Origin of the sequence: Gelidibacter sediminis (assembly GCF_004364975.1) — a bacterium.
GTDB lineage: Bacteria > Bacteroidota > Bacteroidia > Flavobacteriales > Flavobacteriaceae > Gelidibacter > Gelidibacter sediminis.
In genome coordinates this window covers 756,953-779,476 of the sequence record NZ_SOBW01000008.1, presented here as the reverse complement: position 1 = coordinate 779,476, position 22,524 = coordinate 756,953, and the positions used below count along the sequence as shown (strand labels likewise).

Annotated in this window: 19 protein-coding genes; 10 read left to right on the top strand and 9 right to left on the bottom strand. The window is 35.2% G+C overall.

Annotation, left to right across the window (positions count from 1 at the left end):
- Window positions 1-10: 10 nt before the first annotated feature.
- The 8 genes from sucD to BXY82_RS10060 all read right to left on the bottom strand — a co-directional run bounded on the left by sucD (window position 11) and on the right by BXY82_RS10060 (window position 7,688).
- The gene (gene sucD, locus BXY82_RS10095; protein WP_133758072.1) at window positions 11-883 is read right to left on the bottom strand and encodes a succinate--CoA ligase subunit alpha; all 873 of its coding nucleotides are present in this window, start codon (window positions 881-883) and stop codon (window positions 11-13) included.
- A 68-nt stretch (window positions 884-951) separates the two neighbouring features.
- Window positions 952-1,359, bottom strand: a complete 408-nt coding sequence (locus BXY82_RS10090; RefSeq protein WP_133758071.1) for a nuclear transport factor 2 family protein — start codon at window positions 1,357-1,359, stop codon at window positions 952-954.
- Window positions 1,359-2,294 (bottom strand): UDP-3-O-(3-hydroxymyristoyl)glucosamine N-acyltransferase, encoded by a 936-nt coding sequence (locus tag BXY82_RS10085; protein WP_133758070.1) that lies wholly within the window; start codon window positions 2,292-2,294, stop codon window positions 1,359-1,361. The genes BXY82_RS10090 and BXY82_RS10085 overlap by 1 nt, the downstream gene beginning before the upstream one ends.
- A gap of 146 nt (window positions 2,295-2,440) precedes the next feature.
- Window positions 2,441-3,007, bottom strand: coding sequence for an elongation factor P (gene efp / locus BXY82_RS10080; protein WP_133758069.1), 567 nt, complete (start codon window positions 3,005-3,007; stop codon window positions 2,441-2,443).
- A gap of 43 nt (window positions 3,008-3,050) precedes the next feature.
- A complete protein-coding gene (lpxA, locus tag BXY82_RS10075; protein WP_133758068.1) occupies window positions 3,051-3,836 on the bottom strand; it encodes an acyl-ACP--UDP-N-acetylglucosamine O-acyltransferase in 786 nt (261 codons plus the stop codon).
- Window positions 3,837-3,908: 72 nt separating this feature from the next.
- Entirely contained in the window at window positions 3,909-5,315 is a 1,407-nt protein-coding gene (locus BXY82_RS10070; protein WP_133758067.1) for a bifunctional UDP-3-O-[3-hydroxymyristoyl] N-acetylglucosamine deacetylase/3-hydroxyacyl-ACP dehydratase, read from the bottom strand.
- Window positions 5,302-6,330, bottom strand: a complete 1,029-nt coding sequence (gene lpxD, locus BXY82_RS10065) for a UDP-3-O-(3-hydroxymyristoyl)glucosamine N-acyltransferase (RefSeq protein ID WP_133758066.1) — start codon at window positions 6,328-6,330, stop codon at window positions 5,302-5,304. Before lpxD ends, BXY82_RS10070 begins: the two co-directional genes overlap by 14 nt.
- A gap of 122 nt (window positions 6,331-6,452) precedes the next feature.
- Window positions 6,453-7,688 (bottom strand): HD domain-containing protein, encoded by a 1,236-nt coding sequence (locus BXY82_RS10060; RefSeq protein WP_133758065.1) that lies wholly within the window; start codon window positions 7,686-7,688, stop codon window positions 6,453-6,455.
- 38 nt (window positions 7,689-7,726) lie between these two features.
- On the opposite strand from BXY82_RS10060, the gene porX reads away from it, so the two are divergent.
- The 5 genes from porX (at window position 7,727) to BXY82_RS10035 (ending at window position 12,271) form a co-directional block, all read left to right on the top strand.
- Entirely contained in the window at window positions 7,727-9,280 is a 1,554-nt protein-coding gene (gene porX / locus BXY82_RS10055; protein WP_133758064.1) for a T9SS response regulator signal transducer PorX, read from the top strand.
- Window positions 9,281-9,386: 106 nt separating this feature from the next.
- Entirely contained in the window at window positions 9,387-9,791 is a 405-nt protein-coding gene (gene tsaE / locus BXY82_RS10050) for a tRNA (adenosine(37)-N6)-threonylcarbamoyltransferase complex ATPase subunit type 1 TsaE (protein ID WP_133758063.1), read from the top strand.
- Between the two features lie 290 nt (window positions 9,792-10,081).
- Window positions 10,082-10,639 carry a hypothetical protein gene (locus BXY82_RS10045; RefSeq protein WP_133758062.1) on the top strand — a complete coding sequence of 186 codons (558 nt, stop codon included), beginning with the start codon at window positions 10,082-10,084 and terminating at the stop codon, window positions 10,637-10,639.
- A 59-nt stretch (window positions 10,640-10,698) separates the two neighbouring features.
- Window positions 10,699-11,898: an alanine dehydrogenase gene (locus tag BXY82_RS10040; protein ID WP_133758061.1), complete on the top strand. Its 1,200-nt coding sequence runs from the start codon at window positions 10,699-10,701 to the stop codon at window positions 11,896-11,898.
- A gap of 1 nt (window position 11,899) precedes the next feature.
- A complete protein-coding gene (locus BXY82_RS10035; protein ID WP_133758060.1) occupies window positions 11,900-12,271 on the top strand; it encodes a hypothetical protein in 372 nt (123 codons plus the stop codon).
- 61 nt (window positions 12,272-12,332) lie between these two features.
- Here BXY82_RS10035 and BXY82_RS10030 read toward each other — a convergent pair whose 3' ends face one another.
- Window positions 12,333-16,739, bottom strand: a complete 4,407-nt coding sequence (locus BXY82_RS10030) for a T9SS type A sorting domain-containing protein (RefSeq protein ID WP_133758059.1) — start codon at window positions 16,737-16,739, stop codon at window positions 12,333-12,335.
- 391 nt (window positions 16,740-17,130) lie between these two features.
- Here BXY82_RS10030 and BXY82_RS10025 point away from each other — a divergent pair, with 391 nt between their 5' ends.
- Genes BXY82_RS10025 through BXY82_RS10005 form a run of 5 tightly spaced genes read left to right on the top strand, consistent with a single transcriptional unit; the run spans window position 17,131 to window position 22,522 of the window.
- Complete coding sequence (locus BXY82_RS10025) at window positions 17,131-18,255, top strand: glycosyltransferase family 4 protein (RefSeq protein ID WP_133758058.1); 1,125 nt, start codon at window positions 17,131-17,133, stop codon at window positions 18,253-18,255.
- Window positions 18,256-18,298: 43 nt separating this feature from the next.
- Window positions 18,299-19,570 carry a murein biosynthesis integral membrane protein MurJ gene (murJ, locus tag BXY82_RS10020; protein ID WP_243835776.1) on the top strand — a complete coding sequence of 424 codons (1,272 nt, stop codon included), beginning with the start codon at window positions 18,299-18,301 and terminating at the stop codon, window positions 19,568-19,570.
- 1 nt (window position 19,571) lies between these two features.
- Complete coding sequence (locus BXY82_RS10015; protein WP_133758056.1) at window positions 19,572-20,519, top strand: glycosyltransferase family 2 protein; 948 nt, start codon at window positions 19,572-19,574, stop codon at window positions 20,517-20,519.
- 12 nt (window positions 20,520-20,531) lie between these two features.
- On the top strand, window positions 20,532-21,419 hold the full coding sequence (locus BXY82_RS10010) for a glycosyltransferase family 2 protein (RefSeq protein WP_133758055.1): 888 nt from the start codon (window positions 20,532-20,534) through the stop codon (window positions 21,417-21,419).
- Window positions 21,416-22,522, top strand: a complete 1,107-nt coding sequence (locus BXY82_RS10005; RefSeq protein ID WP_133758054.1) for an O-antigen ligase family protein — start codon at window positions 21,416-21,418, stop codon at window positions 22,520-22,522. The genes BXY82_RS10010 and BXY82_RS10005 overlap by 4 nt, the downstream gene beginning before the upstream one ends.
- The last annotated feature ends 2 nt before the right edge of the window (window positions 22,523-22,524 follow it).

Sequence of the window (22,524 nt, the reverse complement as noted above, 5' to 3'; positions counted from 1 at the left end):
TAGTCGGTAATTACGCCATAACTTCGGCTACTTTTTTACCAATTTCAGCTGGAGAATTCACAACATGAATTCCACAAGCTCTCATAATTTCCTTTTTGGCCTGAGCAGTGTCATCACTTCCACCAACAATAGCCCCAGCATGACCCATTGTACGACCTGCAGGTGCAGTTTCGCCTGCAATAAAACCAATAATTGGCTTTTTACTACCACTTGCCTTATACCAATTAGCAGCATCTGCTTCCAATTGTCCGCCAATTTCACCAATCATAACTACACATTCAGTTTCTGGATCGTTGATTAACAATTCAACAGCTTCCTTAGTTGTCGTTCCAATAATTGGATCGCCCCCAATACCGATTGCAGTTGTAATACCTAAACCTTGTTTAACTACTTGATCGGCCGCCTCATAAGTTAATGTTCCAGATTTAGAAACAATACCTACAGTACCTTTTTTAAATACGAAACCTGGCATAATACCAACTTTAGCTTCACCTGGAGTAATAACACCCGGGCAGTTAGGACCAATTAATCGGCAATTCTTATTCTTAATATAATTTGAAGCCTTAATCATATCTGCTACAGGAATTCCTTCCGTAATACAGATAATCACTTTAATACCCGCATCAGCAGCTTCCATAATGGCATCTGCAGCAAACGCTGGCGGTACAAAAATAATAGACGTATCTGCCTTGGCTTCTTTAACTGCGTCTTCAACAGTATTGAAAACAGGTCTGTCTAAATGGGTTTGCCCACCTTTACCAGGTGTAACACCTCCAACCACATTTGTTCCGTATTCTATCATTTGTTCAGCGTGAAAAGTGCCTTCACTGCCTGTAAAACCTTGAACAATTATTTTTGAATCTTTATTTACTAAAACGCTCATTTATATTATTTTTTAAATTTTAAGACTTCGCAAAAGTAATCTATTTAAAAGCACTTATGAAGTCTTTGTTAAACTTTTATTTCTGAAAATGATTTGTAACTTTCTAAATTATCGTCGGCCATTTGGCTTATTTCATAGCGCTTGTAAAGTTTATTGTCTTTTAATTCCCAGATACTAATAAAATTAGCCAAAGGCTGCTCATTATCAGGATCCTCAATAGTACTTGCAAACATGGTATACCTGATGGTTACAAAATTTTCATCTTCGAGCAAATGACTTATTTGAGTTCTTAACGAGTGGTAAGATGCCTTAATACCCTTAAAAAACCGAACCAATCCATCATAATCCATCACATTGTAGCCCGAAGAGCTATTCCAATGTAATTGACAATCTGGATGGATATATTCAGGAATAAGGTCTAAGCCATTCGCTAAATTTGAATCATAAAAGGATTTGACAATTTCTTTTGCAGACATTATTTGTGCTTTAATTGTTCTATTATTTCTGGAATTCGCTTAATATAGATCTTGTCTTTCAATTCAGACTTGGCTTCTTGAGCTGGTCTCCCCCAATAGGTTTTGCCCCCTTCTAAAGACTTACTGATACCAGCTTGTGCATGAACAATTGCCTTACTGCCAATTGTAATACCGCTGGTACTGCCCACTTGCCCCCAAATGGTAACTTCATCTTCTATTACCACGCATCCTGCAATTCCCGCTTGAGAGGCAATCAAACATTTTTTACCAATAACAGTGTCATGCCCAATCTGAATCTGATTGTCCAATTTTGAACCTTCACCAATGATTGTATCTCCGGTAACCCCACGATCAATAGTACATAGTGCGCCAATATGCACATTATCCTTAATTACAACTCGACCACCAGAAATTAATTGATCAAATCCTTCAGGTCGTTTTTTATAATAGAATGCACTTGCACCCAACACCGTACCTGCGTGAATTGTGACATTGTCTCCAATAACTGTATCATCATAAATGACCACATTGGAGTGTATCAAACAATTCTCTCCAATCACCACATTGTGACCTATAAAGCAATTTGGTTGAAGTATTGTGTTGTCTCCAATCTGAGCCGAGTCAGAAATACTTTGATTCGCACTTCTAAATGGTTTAAAATGTTGGGTCAATTTATTGAAATCCCTAAACGGATCATTACTGATGAGTAATGCTTTGCCCTCAGGACAATCTACTTCCTTATTAATCAAAACAATTGTGGCAGCTGATTTTAATGCTTTGTCATAATACTTAGGGTGATCTACAAATACAATATCTCCGGGTTCCACTACATGAATCTCATTCATGCCCAAAACCGGGAAATCAGCATTACCAACATAGCTGGTATTGATAATTTCGGAAATTTGTTTTAAAGTATGAGGTTTTGGGAATTTCATTTTATTTACTTGATGTATTGCTAAGTTGATGAGTTGAAGAGTTTATTAGTTTAGGGTTTTAGTGGTTAAATGTGATGGAAGCTTTAAATTTGAAAGGTTTAACATTATAAACATCTAAACTTTATAGACTCCTAAACTTCTCAAACTTATTCCTTAACCCGCTCTTTATAAGTACCTTTTTCTGTTTCAACTTTAATTTTATCACCTTCATTAATAAATAAAGGCACATTGACTTCAGCTCCAGTCTCTACAGTGGCTGGCTTTGTAGCATTTGTAGCCGTATTACCTTTAACTCCTGGTTCAGTAGCAGTAACTTCCAAAGTTACCGTAGCAGGCAACTCTACTGACAGCGGCATATTATCTTCTGTATTGATTTGAATTGTGACCACTTCTCCTTCCTTCATTAATTCAGGTCTATCCAATGCAGCTTCCATCAGCCTAATTTGCGTATAATCTTCCTGGTTCATGAAATGGTAAAATTCACCATCATTATATAAATATTGAAATTTGTGAGTTTCTACTCTAACTTCATCAATTTTATGTCCTGCTGAAAATGTATTGTCCAAAACTTTTCCGTTGGTAACACTTTTCATTTTTGTTCTAACAAACGCTGGACCCTTACCCGGTTTAACATGCAAAAATTCGGTAATCTTATAAATATCATTGTTGTACCTAATGCACATTCCATTTCTTATATCTGATGTAGTTGCCATTCTGTATTTAATTTGTTATTATGGTTTGATTATTTTTGATTGCTTAATTAGACTTGAAATAGCCCTTCATAATGCCGCGATGCGAATTTTTAATAAATTGTAAAATTTCATCACGCTCAGGCGTGGCTTCCATTTCTGCCTCTATAATTTCTGATGCTTGAGTATTGTTATAATTTTTTTGATAAAGAATTCGGTAAATGTCCTGTACCTCTCTGATTTTGTCTGAAGAAAATCCGCGTCTTCTAAGACCTACTGAATTAATTCCTACATAGGATAATGGTTCTCTAGCTGCCTTTACAAAGGGCGGCACATCTTTGCGTACCAAAGAGCCTCCTGTAACGAAGGCATGATTACCGATGGAACAAAATTGATGAACCGCGGTCATCCCTGCCAATACCACATAATCACCCACAGTAATGTGGCCTGCTAATGTACTGTTATTTGAGAATATACAATTGTTTCCCACAATACAGTCGTGTGCAATATGGCAATAAGCCATAATCAGACAGTTGTCACCAATTATGGTTTTCATTCTGTCTGTTGTTCCTCTATTAATAGTTACACATTCTCTGATGGTTACGTTATTACCAATTTCAGTAGTAGTATCTTCGTCTTTAAACTTTAAATCTTGTGGAACGGCTGAAATTACAGCGCCAGGAAAAATATTACAATTTTTACCAATGCGCGCGCCTTCCATAATAGTCACGTTACTCCCTATCCAAGTTCCTTCTCCAATCACCACATTGTTGTGTATGGTTGTAAAAGGATCAATTACAACATTTTTTGCAATTTTTGCTCCAGGGTGCACATATGCGAGTGGCTGGTTCATTTACTTTTCTATTTATTTACTGCTCTTAAAATGGACACAATATAGTCACTTAAAGAACTTAGGTGATTAGTCTTATTTAACTTTTGATATTTGTGCCATCAACTCTGCTTCTGCACAAAGTTTTCCATTGGCATATGCGTAGCCTTGCATATGACAAATACCCCTTCTAATAGGTGTAATTAAGTCACACTTAAAGATTAGTGTATCTCCCGGAACTACTTTTTGTTTGAATTTAACCTTGTCTATCTTCATAAAGAAGGTTAAATAATTTTCTGGATCAGGAACAGTGCTTAACACCAAAATCCCACCAGTTTGTGCCATGGCCTCCACAATCAATACACCTGGCATCACTGGAGCTCCAGGAAAATGTCCAGCGAAAAACGGTTCATTCATGGTAACATTCTTTACCCCGATAACACCAGTATCCGTTAATTCGAAAATTTTGTCTATCAATAAGAACGGTTGCCTGTGTGGCAACATATCCATAATTTGATTAATATCCATTAGAGGCTCCTGGTTCAGATCGATTACAGGCACATTGCTCCTCCTTTCAATTTTAATCAATTTGGACATTTTTTTTGCAAACTGTGTATTGATAAAATGACCTGGCTTGTTCGCAATGACTTTACCTTTTAATCGGATGCCCACAAGCGCCAAATCGCCAATAACATCAAGCAATTTATGTCGTGCAGCCTCATTGGGATGGTGCAGTGTCAAATTATCTAAAATACCATTAGGTTTCACTGCAATGGTATCTTTTTTAAAGGCAACTTTTAATTTTTCCATTGTTTCAGGCGATAATTCCTTATCTACATAAACAATGGCGTTGTTCAAATCGCCGCCTTTTATAAGTCCATGTTCTAAAAGCATTTCAATTTCGTGCAAGAAACTAAACGTTCTGGAATCCGAAATATCTTCCTTAAAATCGTGAATGGTGTTTAAAGTGGCATTTTGTGTCCCTAAAACTTTGGTTCCAAAATCGACCATTGTCGTTACTTGGTATTCTTTTGCGGGCATGATAATAATTTCACTCCCAGAATTTTCATCCATATAAGAAACGACGTCGGTCACAACATATTCTTCCCTAAAATCCTCCTGTTCCTCAACACCAGCTTTCTCAAGGGCTTCCACAAAAAATTTGGAAGATCCATCCATAATTGGAGGTTCAGAAGCATTCAGTTCAATGGTCACGTTATCAAGATCCATTCCTACTAAAGCCGCCAATACATGTTCTGAAGTTTGAATTAGCACACCATTCTTTTCTAAACATGTGCCACGTTGTGTATTTGTAACATATGTTGCATCGGCCTCAATTATAGGTGTACCTTCAAGATCTAAACGTTTAAATGAAAAGCCTGAATTAACTGGCGCAGGCAAAAACGTCATGGTTACATCTTTACCTGTATGCAACCCCACACCCGTAAGAGATACGCTCTCTCGAATGGTTTTCTGTTTAAAGTTTGTTTTAACTATTCCCATTTACTTTTTTATCAATAACATTAATTTCTTTCATGATCTTAGGTAGATTTTTGAAATACACGTAAGATTTATTAAAATCAGCATAAGAAAATGCAGGCGAACCCTGAATTGCTTCATCATCTTTAACGTTCCTCCCCACTCCAGATTGTGCTTGTATTTTTACATTATTACCAATAGCAATATGGCCGGCAATACCTACCTGTCCTCCAATAATACAATTTTCGCCAATCTTAGTAGATCCAGCAACACCGGTTTGCGCTGCAATAACGGTATTTTTACCTATTTCTACATTATGGGCAATTTGAATCTGATTGTCCAGTTTCACCCCTTTTCTAATAATTGTAGAACCTAAAGTAGCTCTATCAATGGTAGTGGCTGCACCAATATCAACAAAATCTTCTAAGATAACATTTCCAGTTTGTGGCACCTTGGTGTACTCTCCATTTTCATTGGGCGCAAAACCAAACCCGTCCGCTCCAATTATAGCCCCTGAATTGATGACACAGTCCTTTCCTATTATGCAATCAAAATATATTTTAGCCCCAGCATACAATATGGAGTTGTCTCCAATTTTTACATTATCGCCAATGTATGAATTTGGAAAAATCTTTACATTATTTCCAATTTTCACATTTTCTCCAATATAGGTAAATGCACCAATGTACACATCAGTCCCGTAAGTACTGGATTCGGCTATAAATGAAGGTTGCTCAACACCAAATTTATTAAGTTTAGCCTGATTATAGTACTCCAACAATTTCGAAAAGGATTTGTAGGCATCTTCCACTTTAATCAGCGTGGTGCTGATTACGCTTTCGGCTTCAAAAGATTTGCCCACTATAGTTATAGAGGCTTTAGTATTATAGATATAAGGTTTATACTTAGGGTTAGCTAAAAAGGTCAATGAGCCTTCAGTACCCTCTTCTATCTTTGAAAGTTTAGAAACTTCAACATCGGGATTGCCCACGATATCGCCATCTAAAATTTCTGCTATTTGTAATGCTGTAAATTTCATCAAACGCAAAAATAGAAAAAATGTCCCATATATTCTTGTTTGTTGGAGAGTTGTTTATAATGGAGTTATTAACGGTTCAGAAAATGAGAACTCCTTATAAAGTTACTATAAATATTGGTTGTTCAAGAAATGGACTCCGGTTTAGGATAACAAACATAGTATTTGGTAACCGGTTTTGACAATGCTTTTAAATTCAACTGGTCTGACGCTTTTACGATATCTTCAATCTTTCCAGATTTGTGCAATATATTAATATTCTGTGATTTAAGCTGATATGCCTGATTGGAAATTTGCCCAGTAAAGACAAAATAGTCTGCTTCTTGTGCAGAGATATCATAGCGCTGCATCAAATTATTTTTGTATTCCTGAATGTTCTTTAATTGGCTTTTTTTATCTTTCACTTTTACTTTCAGAAGGTCCCGATTGATTATCATATCGCATAAGTTCTTCAATACAAAGTCTTCATGGTATTGCCATTCTTTCATTGCGGAAACAATGTCATAATCGTCTAAATGAGCAAAAACATCTAAGGTTTCATTATTAAAATTAGAAGTGCTTATTTCATTCTTTAAGAAATAAGTCAGCGCCCTGCTAGCGTTCAATTGGACACCTTTAATCGTTAATTCCTTTGCGCGTTTCAAAACCCTCATCAATAATTGTTCAGCAACCACACTTGTCTTGTGTAAATAAACTTGCCAATACATAAGTCTTCTAGCCACTAAAAACTTCTCTACACTATAAATACCCTTCTCTTCCACCACCAATTCGTCATCTACAACATTGAGCATAGTAATCAAGCGTTCAGCATTAATATTACCTTCAGCCACTCCCGTATAAAAACTATCACGCTTCAAATAATCGGCGCGATCCATATCCAATTGTCCAGAAATTAACTGACACATAAAATTTCTGTGATATACACCCTTAAAGATCTCTATAGCTAGCGTTAAACTTCCGTTAAATTCAATGTTCAATTGCTGCATAAAAAGCAAGGAAATAGCTTCATGAGATACACCTGTAACGATGCTGTGCTCCATGGCATGACTAAATGGGCCGTGACCAATATCATGTAACAATATTGCTATCAATAATCCATTTTCCTCCTCCTTAGAAATCTCAACGCCCTTAAAACGAAGCACATTGATTGCTTTTTGCATCAAGTGCATGCTTCCCATGGCGTGATGAAACCTAGTGTGATGCGCTCCCGGATAAACTAGATATGACATTCCCATTTGAGAAATACGACGCAACCTTTGAAAATACTTATGCGCAATCAAATCGAATATTAACGAATTCGGTATCGTAATAAATCCGTAAATTGGGTCGTTAAAAATTTTCAGTTTGTTTACTTTATTCAATCTTGAGAGTTTAATCATTAAATTATAAACAAATATACATGAACCATATAAATATTCTTTGGGTTGACGATGAAATTGATTTGCTAAAGCCCCATATCATTTTTTTAGAAAAAAAGAACTATAAAGTGACCACCTGTAAAAGCGGCACCGAAGCGTTGGAAATTATAGATGATACTAATTTTGACATTGTTTTTTTGGACGAAAACATGCCAGGGTTGACGGGGTTGGAAACCTTAAATGAAATTAAGGAGCGAAGGGCCAATCTTCCTGTGGTGATGATTACCAAAAGCGAAGAAGAATATATTATGGAAGAAGCTATAGGTAATAAAATAGCGGATTACCTTATAAAGCCTGTCAACCCAAATCAAATCTTATTAAGCTTAAAGAAGAATTTAGACCATTCGCGATTGATTTCAGAAAAAACGACTTCCAATTACCAACAGGAATTCAGAAAGATTGCCATGGATATGTCTATGGTGAACAGCTATGAAGAATGGGCAGACTTGTATCAGAAATTAATTTATTGGGAGCTTCAGTTAGAGGATATTGAGGATGTGGGGATGACTGAGATTTTAGAATCCCAAAAAACAGAAGCAAATGCTCAATTTGGAAAATTTATTGAAAAAAATTATTCCAGTTGGTTTGAGAAAAACGCCGACGCACCAATTATGTCTCATAATCTTTTCAAAGACAAAGTGGTTCCGGAACTGTCAGACAAGCAGCCCACATTGCTGATTGTAATTGATAATTTACGGTATGATCAATGGAAAGCATTTGAACCCGTAGTAAGCAACTATTATAAGAAAAACAGCGAGAGTTCATTTTACAGTATTTTACCAACGGCAACACAGTACGCCCGTAATGCCATTTTTTCTGGTTTGATGCCCAGTGAGATGGAGAAACGCCATCCGGAATATTGGAAAAATGATGTGGATGACGGAGGTAAGAACTTGTTTGAAGCGGAATTTATGGAAGCCCAGTTAAAACGGTTGGGTCTACAAAATTTAAAAACTGAATATCATAAAATTACCAATCTACAAACAGGCAAGAAACTGGTTGATAATTTCAAATCTTTAAAAAACAATAACCTATCGGTTGTAGTTTATAATTTTGTAGATATGCTTTCCCACTCTAAGACAGAAATGGAGGTGGTTAAGGAGTTGGCTTCAAATGATAAGGCTTATCGATCACTTACCTTAAGCTGGTTTAAAAACTCCCCACTGTTAGAAATGATACAAAAAGCACAGCATATGGGCTTTAAACTGATTCTGACAACGGATCACGGTACCATCAACGTAAATAATCCAACTAAAGTAATTGGAGATAGAGAGACAAGTTTAAATCTTCGGTACAAAACTGGGAGAAGCCTGACCTACGAAGCTAAAGATGTATTTGTAGTTAAAGATCCAAAAGACATTCATCTACCTACCATAACCATGAGTAGCTCTTTCATTTTTGCTAAAGGGGATATGTTTCTAGCCTACCCAAATAACTACAATCATTATGTCAGTTATTTTAGAAACACCTACCAACATGGTGGCGTTTCATTGGAAGAAATGATCATACCATTTGTCGTATTAAACCCCAAATAACTCCATGTAGTGTATAAAAACTCCGATGAAATACACATATTATTAGTTTTTTACAGTTATAATTCTTAATATTGCCTAATAATAAGTAAACTTTATTACGTATTTGATGGAAATCACTTATGCTTTAAACGACATTGAATCTGTGGCGAAAGCTATTATTCAGCATGCGACCTTTAAGACATTATTGTTTTATGGAGATATGGGTGTTGGCAAAACAACCTTAATTAAAGCGTTGTCCAAGCTATTAGGAAGTACGTCAAATGTAAATAGTCCTACGTTTTCAATTGTTAATGAATACGAAACCAACAGCGGACTAATATATCATTTTGATTTGTATAGAATTAAGAATGCAGAGGAAGCATTAAATTTTGGTATAGAGGACTATTTGTTTTCCAATCATTGGATATTAATTGAATGGCCTGATAAAATTGCAGAACTGTTACCGAAAGATGTACAAAAAATTGACATTACCTTGAATTTAGACGGTACTAGATCATTAAAAATGGTTTAAAATCTTTTTTTTGGACCTCTACGTTGATAAAATGAATAAAAAAATTGAAAATAATTAGCAGGCACACCTCCCGTCAATTTTGAAGAGTACGGGAAAACCGTAACGTTCACAAGGGTTAAGCGATTAGTTTTAACATTTATTTAACACTTTTTCAAATGTGTTAAACTTAAATTTGAATCAATTAATTAATTAAATCCCTTGAATTATGAAAACAAAAAAGTACGTAATTGCATTAGCAATTTTTGGAGGTGCATTGTTCACTGCACAAGCAACAAATCTTATTGACCTAAATGGACAAACAACAACAAACATTGAAAAATCTACGATTAAAATCCCAAGAAACGGGTAATAAGAGTACAAAAAAGAAATTTTTATTAGGGAGCATCCTTGCAACATTAATTGCAGGATCTCCCTTTTTGTTTTATCTGTATAATTATGTACCTCCTACACCTGAATGGGAGACCTTTTTATTTACATATAATAGTGGATTTTATGAAAATGCCCAAACCGCGATGTGGATGCTTACTGGGAAGCTCATAACCCTATTCTTTCTCATTATTTGGTTCTTCACCTGTCGACATTGGTGGTATCATGCCTTACTTGCCCCTATAGCAATGTTCATTTATCAAATTATTGGTGCCGTTCTACAAGACACTGTTACATCAGTTGATGATTTTGATCTTATATATTTATTACCAGTGATGGCCATTATAATACCCTCTATATATCTAATTAGAGCTAAGGTATTTAATAAAATTAACGATGCAGATAAGACGTTACAGGAGCTTGAAGAAGAATTTAAAATTAAACCTAAAGGCGTTATTGAAAAGTTAAGTGATTACTTCTAAGTTTAGATCTTAAAAATTAAAAAAAATATTTGTAATTTGACTGCTTATTTTAAACTTAAATGAGCAAATCAATCTCCCCTTTTACCAGAGCCCAATTACTTCCTCAAGAAGAGATTCTGGAGATTTATAAAAAAAAAGGTAGCCTATTTATTGGCATTCCCAAAGAAACATATTTTCAGGAAAAACGCGTTTGCCTTACTCCTGATGCGGTTTCAGCGATAGTATCCAATGGCCACCGGGTTATGATTGAAGCAGGTGCCGGTGCTGGCGCAAATTTTAAAGATAAAACCTATAGTGAAGCTGGTGCGGAAATCACTAAAGATACTGCAAAAGTATATTCTTGTCCCATAATATTAAAGGTCGAACCGCCATCATTAGATGAAATAAAGATGATTAATCCGCAAACGTTATTAATCTCTGCACTTCAATTAAAAACCCAACATAAAAAATATTTTGAAACTTTAGCTGCTAAACGGATTACTGCTTTGGCCTTCGAATTTATTAAAGATGATGACGGCTCCTACCCTGCGGTCAGATCATTGAGTGAAATTGCTGGAACTGCTTCTATTCTTATTGCCGCAGAATTATTATCTAACATGAACGGCGGCAACGGATTGATGTTTGGAAACATCAGTGGTGTACCGCCAACGGAAGTGGTCATCATTGGTGCCGGCACTGTTGGCGAATTTGCCGCACGTTCAGCAATTGGCTTAGGCGCCAATGTGAAAATTTTCGATAATTCCATAACCAAGTTAAGAACTGTTCAATCAAATTTGGGAAGAACGCTTTACACTTCAACATTACAACCCAAAAATTTATTAAAAGCATTGAAACGTTGTGATGTTGCAATTGGAGCTGTTCGTGGCGCCAATAGAGCGCCCATTGTGGTAACGGAATCGATGGTAGACTGTATGAAATCTGGCGCTGTTATAATTGACGTCAGTATTGATATGGGTGGCTGTTTTGAAACCAGCGAGGTTACCTCTCACGATAAGCCCACTTTTGAGCACAATGGCATAGTTCATTATTGTGTACCAAATATTCCCGCACGCTATTCCCGATCAGCCTCTGTATCAATTAGTAATATGTTTACTCCTTATCTTTTAAAAATTGCTGAAGACGGCGGTATTGAAAATGCACTCCGATTTGATAGAGGTTTAAAAAATGGATTGTACTTTTACCACGGTATTTTAACAAACAAATCGGTGGCCAATTGGTTCGATTTGAAATACAGTGACGTCAATCTCTTAATTTTTTAAAATGAAATTCATACATCGTTTGGGTTATTATTTAGGTGGCTTCTCCATCGGTTTGATAATTCTAGCCTTCTTTTTAAGCGGAAAAAAAACATCATGTGCTTACGGCCCTAATGCTAGAACAATAAAGGTTATATCGCAAAAAAAGAAATCATATTCAGAAGATGCCCTAGCAACCATGCGCACATTTCAAATGGATACCTTAATTGTAGCTGATATGATAAAACATGGATCCGTAAATTTTTCTGAAAGTAACACAAAAACAGAACCTTGCAAAACATACATTATTGAAAACAGTTTTAAAGATCAAGATTTCAGATTCCAGATTAAGAATTGTGATTCCCTAGCTACTATAGAATCTATCCTTTTAAATTAAAATAAATGAGCCACAGTTTTACAACTGTGGCTCCTGTCTGCTTTTATAAATTTCAAGCTTGTTACTTCAAAATTATCTTTTTGGTAACAACCCGATTATCATCAACCAATTGTAATAAATAGATCCCAGACGTGTACTGTGAAAGGTCTAGGGTTTTAGTATAACTTTGAATCTCCCCATCGTTAATCGTTTCATTGTATAATGCTTTACCTGAAAGATCATATAAATGAATACTAGACAGGTTTGTAAGTCCAGAAATTTTGATATTGACATCGCCATATGTAGGGTTTGGATATACTACAAATTCCAATTCTGTCAACCCATCATTAAGTTCTCTAGACGGTTCTAACGTTTGTACAAGTTGTCCAGATTGTCCAGAACCTTGAGGGCTGTTACAGTTTACAACTTTAACCATGACATTATCCGTGTCCGAATCTAATTCATGATAAACCATAACCGAGTATTCTGTATCGCTTTTTGGCTCTACAGTAATACTTTTTGTTGTTTCACCTGTACTCCATAAGTAACTGCTATTTTTAGGACCATCAGCAGTCAGTACAGTTTTTTCGTTTCTACACAGTGTTACATCCGACCCTGCATTAGCAACCACTTTCTCAAATACATTAACAACAACCGATTTTTGAGCCTCACAATTGTTGATAGTCCCTGTCACACTATAAGTTTTGGTAGCTCTCGGGCTCACAGCAATATTGGGTTCAGTTGCGCCATTACTCCATAAGTAAGAATCTGCACCAGTGGCTGAAAGGGTAATAAATTCGCCTTCAAGGATGGCAGCTTCTGCTCCATTCGTTATGGTCACATTGGGTTTCGCATCTACATACACAACAACCTCATCAGTGCTAGAAACATCTCCTTTATAAGCTGTGACAGTGAATTTTGTCGTAGCCGTAGGACTTACATTGATACTTGACGTCGTTTCTCCGGTATTCCATAAATAAGTATCACCCCCAGTAGCCGTAAGTGTAGTACTCGTACCATAACATATAATTTGATCTAAACCAGCATTTGCTTTTACAGCAGTTGTGTCAGTATTTAGCACAGTTACGGTTACAGAATCAGTTGCTTCACAAGTATTAGATGTACCCGTAACGGTATAAGTTTGAGTTGATGTAGGACTAACATTAATTGAAGGCCCTGAAACACCTGTACTCCATTGGTAGTTATTGCTTCCCGTTGCTGATAGCACCACACTTTCGCCTAAATTGATCGTAACGTCCTTACCTGCATCAACAATTGGAATAGGATTAACGGTGACAATCACATCATCGGAATCTGAGGGGTTTCCTTTTGAATCGTACGCTGTAACCGTGTAAGTTGTGGTCTCACTTGGCGATACTTCAATACTTGCTGTGGTGATTCCTGTATTCCAAAGGTATGTTTCTCCTCCGGTGGCCGTTAGAATAACACTTCCACCTTCACAAATTGATTGATCTTTTCCCGCATCCACTACAACCTCATTCGAGCCTTGCACTCTTACGGTTATCGTGTCAGTAGCGTCGCAGCCATTTGTAGAACCAATTACTGTATAGGTCGTTGTTGTAGACGGGCTCACTGTAATACTTGCTTCTGTAGCGCCAGTATTCCATATATAGGATTGTGCCCCTGTTGCAGTTAAAGTGATGCTCTCCCCAATTTTGATGACTTTGTTTTTTCCAGCATCAACTGTTGGTAATGGATTGACAGTAACCACCACATCATCAGTATCAGATGTATTACCTGAGGTATCACTGACTGTTACAGTATAAGTTGTTGTCTGGCTAGGTGACACTTTTATAGTTGGCGTAGTGGCACCTGTGTTCCAAAGAAACGAATCACCTCCAGTGGCCGTTAAAGTTACGCTTGCACCTTCGCAAATGGTTTGATCCATTCCTGCATCAGCAGTAGTTTGTGTAGAGTTTAATACAGTTACAGTAACGGTGTCTGTCACCTCACAACCGTTAGTTGTTCCTGTAACCGTATATGTTTTTGTTGCAGATGGACTGACTGTGATGCTCGCCTCTGTAGCACCTGTATCCCATTTAAACGTTTTAGTACCTATTGCAGTTAGGGTGATATTCTCCCCAGAATTAATGGTGACATCTTTTCCAGCATCAACAGTTGGTAGTGGATTAACAGTAACTAAGACCTCATCAGTATCAGATTTGTCACCTTTAGCATCATACGCTGTAACAGAATATGTAGTGGTCTCAATTGGAGAAACTTCAATGCTTGCTGTGGTGGCACCTGTGTTCCATAGGTAGGAAGTACCTCCGGTGGCGGTTAAGGTGGCACTTGCACCTTCACAAATGGTTTGGTCTTTACCAGCATTTGCTGTAATTTCAGACTTATTCAGAACCGTTACTATGATGGTGTCTGTCACCTCACAACCTTTAGTTGTTCCTGTAACCGTATATGTTTTTGTTGCAGTTGGACTCACCGTTATGCTCGCCTCTGTAGCACCTGTATCCCATTTAAAGGATTCAGTACCTGTAGCTGTTAAAACAACACTCTCCCCTGAGTTGATAGTGACATCCTTGCCTGCATCAACGGTTGGTAGAGGATTGACAGCAACTAAGACCTCATCAGTATCAGATTTGTCACCTGTAGCATCATACGCTGTCACCGTATATGTAGTGGTCTCAATTGGCGACACCTCAATACTTGCTGTGGTGGCACCTGTATTCCATAGGTAGGAAGTACCTCCGGTGGCGGTTAAGGTGGCGGTAGAGCCTTGGCAGATTATGGTGTCTTCGCCAGCGTTGGCGTTAACGCTGGCTTCTACCGAAAAAACGGTGACTGCATCTGAAGCTTCGCAATTATTTGTCGTTCCTGTTACTGTATAAGTGGTAGTGCTATTTGGACTTACTTCAATGCTCGCAGTCGTTGCTCCAGTGCTCCATAAATAGGAATCTGCTCCAGATGCAGTTAAGGTGATAGCCTCTCCTAAGTTGAGATTTACATCAGGACCTGCACTTACAGTTGGCAAGGGATTAACTGTTACCACGACATCATCTGTATCAGAATTATTTCCTGAACTATCGTAAGCAGTAACTGTATATGTAGTAGTAGCTTCTGGTTTAACTGTGATACTAGCTGTGGTTTCTCCAGTACTCCAAAGATAGCTTGATCCTCCAGTGGCCGTAAGTTTAGTGTCATTACCTTCGCAAATAGATACATCGGTTCCTGCGTTGGCTGTAATGCTTGTTTTGGATTGCGTGGCTTCTACAACAAACATAACTGGATAAGTTGAATTTTTTAAACTACTATCGTCCCAATTGCTGGCAAATAACATTTTTGTACCATTCCGATTAGGAACCGCTTGAGCTTGGTGATAATAACTCGAATTTACATTTAAATTAGAATGATGCTTTCCAAATCGTTCAATTGTTTGCGTATCGTCTAATTTAATCGCAAAATTTTCTCGTGTAGCCTCATGTTTATTGACATCAGTGGGATGTCCTTGGTCACTCACATAAGCCCAACCTGGTCGTTCCAAATTTCTTGTACTAATGTGCCCACCCCATAAACCTCGATCACCCTCTGCCCCCGAATAAGGAAAAAGTCCTTGTATAGCACCATTATCGAGTCTCGCGTATGACAGACTATAACCACTAGGTCCTTGATATGCCACGTATACTTCATTCCCTTGAGTATCAAAACCAATATCCCCATGAGGTCGTCCGCTATATAAATGCACCTCATTATTCATAAATTTATCATAAGACTTTATTCCTTGAAATGGTCCGGAACCATCCGAGTAACCACTTATAACTACAAAATTTCCAGATTGAGAAACTGATACCCAATCAATTTCGACGGTTCCCAAGGATTTCTCACTAATTATGACATCATTTAGTATATCATAAACAATTACTGATTTATTAGATCCACTTGTTCCTATCAGTGCTACATATCTATCGTCATTTGAGAGATTGCCTTCATCATTACCGATACTAACAGCTGAATACTTTGAAAATGTATGTAAAACTGTAATAACACCTGTAATGATATTTTTCTTCACAAAAGTGGAATTACTAGAAGTGTCATAGGTATAATGTGGATGGGTATTACTCCATAACGCCTTCGTATGGCTTTCGTACAGCACCTTAAAAGTAGAACCATCTAAAATTTTAGAGGGTGAGCCGGAAGTCATTATTAACGTACCGTCAGAGTTCCATGGTTGATTTTTGGCGTATCGATGTCTCAATTGGGAACAATCACATCCAAAGGTGTTTATATCGCTAATTCTCGTAACCTTATTACCCGTTACAGGATCGTTAAAAGGTATCAAATATCCAGGAAGATTGGATGGTGATTTGTAAATACTCCAATCAACAGAATTTATCGCCTCATCTTTAGGATATTCCTGGCCAAAACCAAGAATGCAATTGAATAAAAAAATAAGAACTAATAAAAAATAATCATAGGACTGACCTATGTAAACACGAAAGCAATTTGGGGATTTCATTTACAATTGAACATTTAGGGCAATAATTTAGACAACTAATCTAAAGAATAGAATGATTAATAACGTTAAAATGCTCCAAAAATCGACGTAATAATAATTATTGAAATAATTATCCTACAATTATTATGAATTAACAACAGTTTTACCTCTTTTCAAGAACACATCTGTATGTACGTACAAAATTTAATTTTAGACGTTTCATCGATTAAATTTATACTTTTATCCGATTAAATCTACATTGGAACTGAATGTTCTCAATACACCTAATCATTTTATCCTGAGAAAATTGACTTCCAACTATTTTTAGTTATTGTACGAATGAAATAAAAAATAATTGAATACTTTTAGTCCGTAATCTTCGCTCACAACTAACTCGTATTAAAAAATCAATTTGGAAAAGAAAAAGATAACATTTATTATTCCCGACCTTCAAAATGGTGGTGCCGAGCGAGTTTTAACAATATTGGCAAATCATTTAGTTAAATATTATGATGTTCAAATAATTGTATTTTTTAAAGGCTCGCCTTTCTATAGAGTTAACTCTAAAGTTAAAATAAATTACTGCACAGAAGATTTTGTTAGAAATAAAACCTTTTTTCATTCAATTTATCATCATCTCATTTTGTTTAAAAATGTTTTTTGCTATTCGAAAAAACATAGATCAGATGTGATTATTGGATTTATGACGACACCGAATTTATTTGCAATTATAATTTCAAAATTATTGAGAATACCAAGTATTATTAGTGAAAGAATACATCCTAAATACAGTGATATTAGTAATTTAATGTTCAAACTAAGAATATTTCTTTATCCTTTTAGCTCCTTACTAATAATTCAAACAAAGGAGATTTTAAATTACTTTTCAAAATTCATGCGAGAGAATTCATTGCTGATCATCAAAAACCCAATTAGTAATGAGTTGAGTGTTTTGAAAAATAAATCCATAAGTAAAGAATTGGTAATTTTAAATATCGGGCGATTAGATAATCAAAAAAATCAAGACTTATTAATTAAGGCGTTTGCATCTATAAATCATGAAGGTTGGAAACTTATTATTATTGGCGAAGGAAAAAATAGAGGAAACTATGAGCGACTTATCAAATCGTTAGGTTTGGAAGACAAAATATTATTGCTTGGAAAGGTTGATAACGTTGCCGATTATTACAATCGTGCCTCGATATTTGCGTTTTCTTCGCGCTACGAAGGATTCCCAAACGCCTTGATGGAGGCGTTATATTTCGAATTACCTTGTATTGCCACAGATTGCCCATCAGGGCCATCAGAACTTATTATAAATAATTTTAATGGGTTTCTAATACCTGTGGGCGATCAGAACCGAATGGAAATATGCTTAGACAAACTTATAAACAGCAAAGTGTTGAGAGATAAATTTTCAATAAATTCTTCATTCCAATGCAATTTGTTGAAAGAGGAAATTATAATAAATCAGTGGAGATCGGCTATAGAATCACTTTTAAATAATCCTAGTAAAAATGATAAAGTCGGTAATTAGATTCCTTATTATTAAAATTAAGGACAGTCCTACATTTCTCAACATGATTACTGTTGGAGCAATAGCTTTAATAATAAAAACTGTTGGGTTTTATAAAGAAATAGTTATAGCTGAAACTTTTGGGCTCTCAGAACTACTCGACACTTTTTTCATTGCAATGCTCATACCCGGATTAGTCAGTGAAGTATTTTTAAATTCATTCAATTCGGTTTTTATTCCTAACTATATCACGGAACAAAAAACAACAAGAAACATTGGATCTTTTCAGACTACCAGTGGTTTAATAACAATCTCAGTAGCCCTTATTTTTATAATTCTTTCATTCTTATTTTTAGATATTTACTTGAAAGCTTTTTTCAGTGGGCATACTCAGGATTATTATGATTTAGTCAAATTGCAATTTTATACATTACTACCTTGTATCTTATTTTGGGGACTATCATCACTTTTAACTGGCTTATTAAATATCTATGACGAATTTTTATATACTTCTTTTTCTTCAGTTGTCATCCCTTTGTCTATAATAACATGTCTGATGTTTTTTCATGTTGAACTAAAAGATGCAGTCCTAGCAACTGGAACGCTAATTGGAAGCGTTTTACAGTTCCTTATATTACTGAGCATTGCTTTAACTAAAAATGTAATTCAAATTGATAAACCTGATTTTTTTAGTCAGAATGCTGTAATTATGTTTAGACAAGTTCCTGCAAAAATTTCTTCTGGACTAATATCAGGCGTAAATCCTATTGTAGATCAGTTTTTTTCGGCACAACTTTTTATTGGTTCCATTACAGCCTTAAATTATGGCAATAAGATTCCCTCTTTTACAATAGGGATAATTGGGATGGGAATTGGAACTGTGATTCTTCCTTACTTTTCAAAACATGCTGTTGATAATAAAAAGGATGCTTTTAATAAGCTGAATGAAATTTTAAAATATATTATATGTGGTAGTATAGTACTATTAATCTTTTCAGTAGTATTATCAAAACCAATTATTGAGCTTCTCTTTGAACGAGGTGCCTTCGAAGCAGCAGACACTTTGGTTGTCTCTAAAATTCAACAAATGTATTTATTACAGATTCCTTCTTATATTTCAGGCTTGGTAATGGTTAAATTCTTGACTTCTATTAACAAAAATAATTTTATGGTTTTTGCATCACTTATAAGTTTAACCTTAAATATTATTCTTAATTATATCTTTATTAAATATATGGAGGTATTTGGGCTAGCATTGGCAACCTCAGTGGTTTCTTTAATTAATAGTATCGTTTTATATATTTATATTAGAAAACTTAATTCTAAAGATTTTTGATATGAAGCTCAAAGAATTGATACCGATTTATAAAACCTCTCATCCATTTAGTCCTACATGTAAGTTTACAGTATTTACACCTTTATACAATAGTGAGAAAACTTTGTATAGAGTATTTAGGTCTCTAAATAAACAAACCTATCGAGATTTCGAATTGATTCTTATTAACGATGGCTCTACTGATAATTCGCACGATGTAGCACTTGCATTAATTAAAACGGCAACATTTCCTGTAAATTACATAAATAATACAGTGAATAAGCATAAAATGTCTTGTCTAATGCAAGCTGTACAAGTCGCTCGAGGTGAATATTTTCTTCCATTCGATGCTGATGATGAATGTATGTATGACGCTCTTGATATTTTTGCCACTGAATATGCCTCAATTGATAGTCAATTTGCAAAAAACTGCATTGCAGTCACAGGACTATGTATTGATCAATATGGACATCAGGTAGGTGACAAATTTCCTTCAACCCCTTTTTATAGCAATACTTTCATTTCTAATAATATTAATAAAATAAATGGTGAAAAATGGGGATTCACAAAAACGAGTATATTAAAAGGTGTTCAATTACATGATGATTTATTTCAAAAAGGATTAATACCAGAAGGGTTAATTTGGAATCTTCTAGCAAAGGAAGGATTTATCACAAAATATATAAATGTGAATCTGAGAAAATATTATTTAAATGTCGAAAATTCCATAACTTCATCAGGAATAAAAAACAATGCCTTAGGTACAGTGATTTACAACATTTGTAATTTAAATTGGTTTTACAAAGATTATAAATTGAAAACGCCCCTCTATTTTTTTAAATGCATTTATTTTATTTTAAAAAGTTCAATATATCTAGATTATAGACTATCAGATTATGTAAAGGTTATCGATTCTAGAACATATCGCGTGCTTATCGTCGCTTTATGGCATTTTAGAAAACAATTATAATTCTATGAAAAAATGTTTAACATAATAACACCCACATATAATAGAGCCCATACTCTAAATAGAGTTTATGATTCACTTATAAATCAGAGAGAAAAACAATTTACGTGGATAATTGTAGATGATTGCAGTAGTGATAGTACTGAAGAAGTTGTAAATAACTGGATAACTGAAAATATAATAAAAATAGAATATCACAAATTATTAAAAAATCAGGGTAAACCATATGCTGTTAATTATGGTCTAAATCGATGTATGGAAGATTATACTATCATTGCAGATAGCGACGACTCCTTTTCGTACAAAACTTTATCAGATTTGAGGCGATTTTGGAATATTATAGACCTTACCAATGGGAATATTGGTGCTATTTGGACATTAGTCAAAGATGAAAATGGCAAAGTTAAGGGAGATCCATTTCCAAAGGATTTCTGGCAGGCAAATTTTAAAGAACGAATATTATCTCTAAAAAAACCTATCGATGGGGACAAGTGGCATTGTTGGAAAACAGAAGTATTAAGGAAACATCCCTTATACACTCAAAATAATTGTCACATTGGAGAAAGTCACACCTGGAATAGAATTAACGAAACTTATGATTTTTTATGTATTAACATTGCCTACCTAAAAGCCTTTGTCACTGAAGGAAGTTTAATAAATTCTTCTAAAACAGCGAAGCAAGTTGCAATCGGATACTATTATAGTTCATATTATGCAATGGAAAATAGAAGTTTGACTGATATAATAAGCTATAAATATTATCGGATTCTTGCATTTGAATATATTAAATCTAAATTTTACTTTAATGACCCAAATTTGAAACTGTCGTTTATTAAAACCTTTACGTGTAGCATTATATTTACAATAGTTTCTCCAATTCGATTAGTCAAAAAATTTTTATGAAGATTTTAAAATATCTTATTTTGATAATGTTGCTCTGGGGGATTCCAAGTTTTTTTTCTTACGATGTTTCCATTGGCAGTAAATTGAGTTTTCTCACCTATGGCTTACTGCTATTATACTATTTCTTAAGTGCGAAAAATAAATTAATACTACCTTTTTTAATATTGGGTCTATTATATTTTGCTATAAGCGCATTGAGTTATGTTGACAACTCGCTCAATTATATTACTGAATTAATAAAATATATTATTTTAATATTGGCTGGGGGCGAGATTGTGAGAAAGACTACAATCAATGAGTTTTTTGTAATGTTAATGTTAGGAGCTTGCAGCATTCTTATTCATGCGATGCTTTTTCAGGATGGTTTTGGACGATATAGTGGATTATATCTAAATCCGAATGGCGCTGGGTTTATATGCATTATAGGATACTGCTTAAGTTTCGACATCACTAAACGAAATTTGCAAATTTTGGGGCAATTTATTTTCACTTTAGCTGGAATCACTACTTTTTCAAGAACATTCATTATATTATGGTTATTGGTAAGTACTATTTCGATTTTAGCTAACAGAAAAAACACTTTAAATTTTGTCTTCGGATTAGGGGCTATTGTAATTGCATATAGTCTCGCAACATTTATGCAATTGAATACTACAAGGTTTAACGCCTTCGAAAATTTACTTAACTCAGATACAAACTCCACAGCACAGGCAATTATACAAGAAGATTCAAGAATGGATACGTGGTCTCAATATTATAGTATGATTTTAGATCGTCCATTACTCGGAAACGGGTATCAAGTAATGAGTGGTTTAGATTCTAGGAAACAAGGTGTACATAATACATTCTTAATGGTGTTGGGAGAATCTGGTATCATCCCATTTTTATTAATTGTTACTATCTATCTATACCTACTATTAAGTAGTATTAAATACTTACACATCGCTAGTCATAAATTAATGTTGTCCATTGTATTAATAGCCATTTTAATGACTATGCATAATTATTTTGATAATTATGTTATCATATTCACTTCCATGTGGCTTTTCGCGAGTATTACTAATAACGTCAATAGTGGCATTCAGCCCCTATCCTCTATATAATA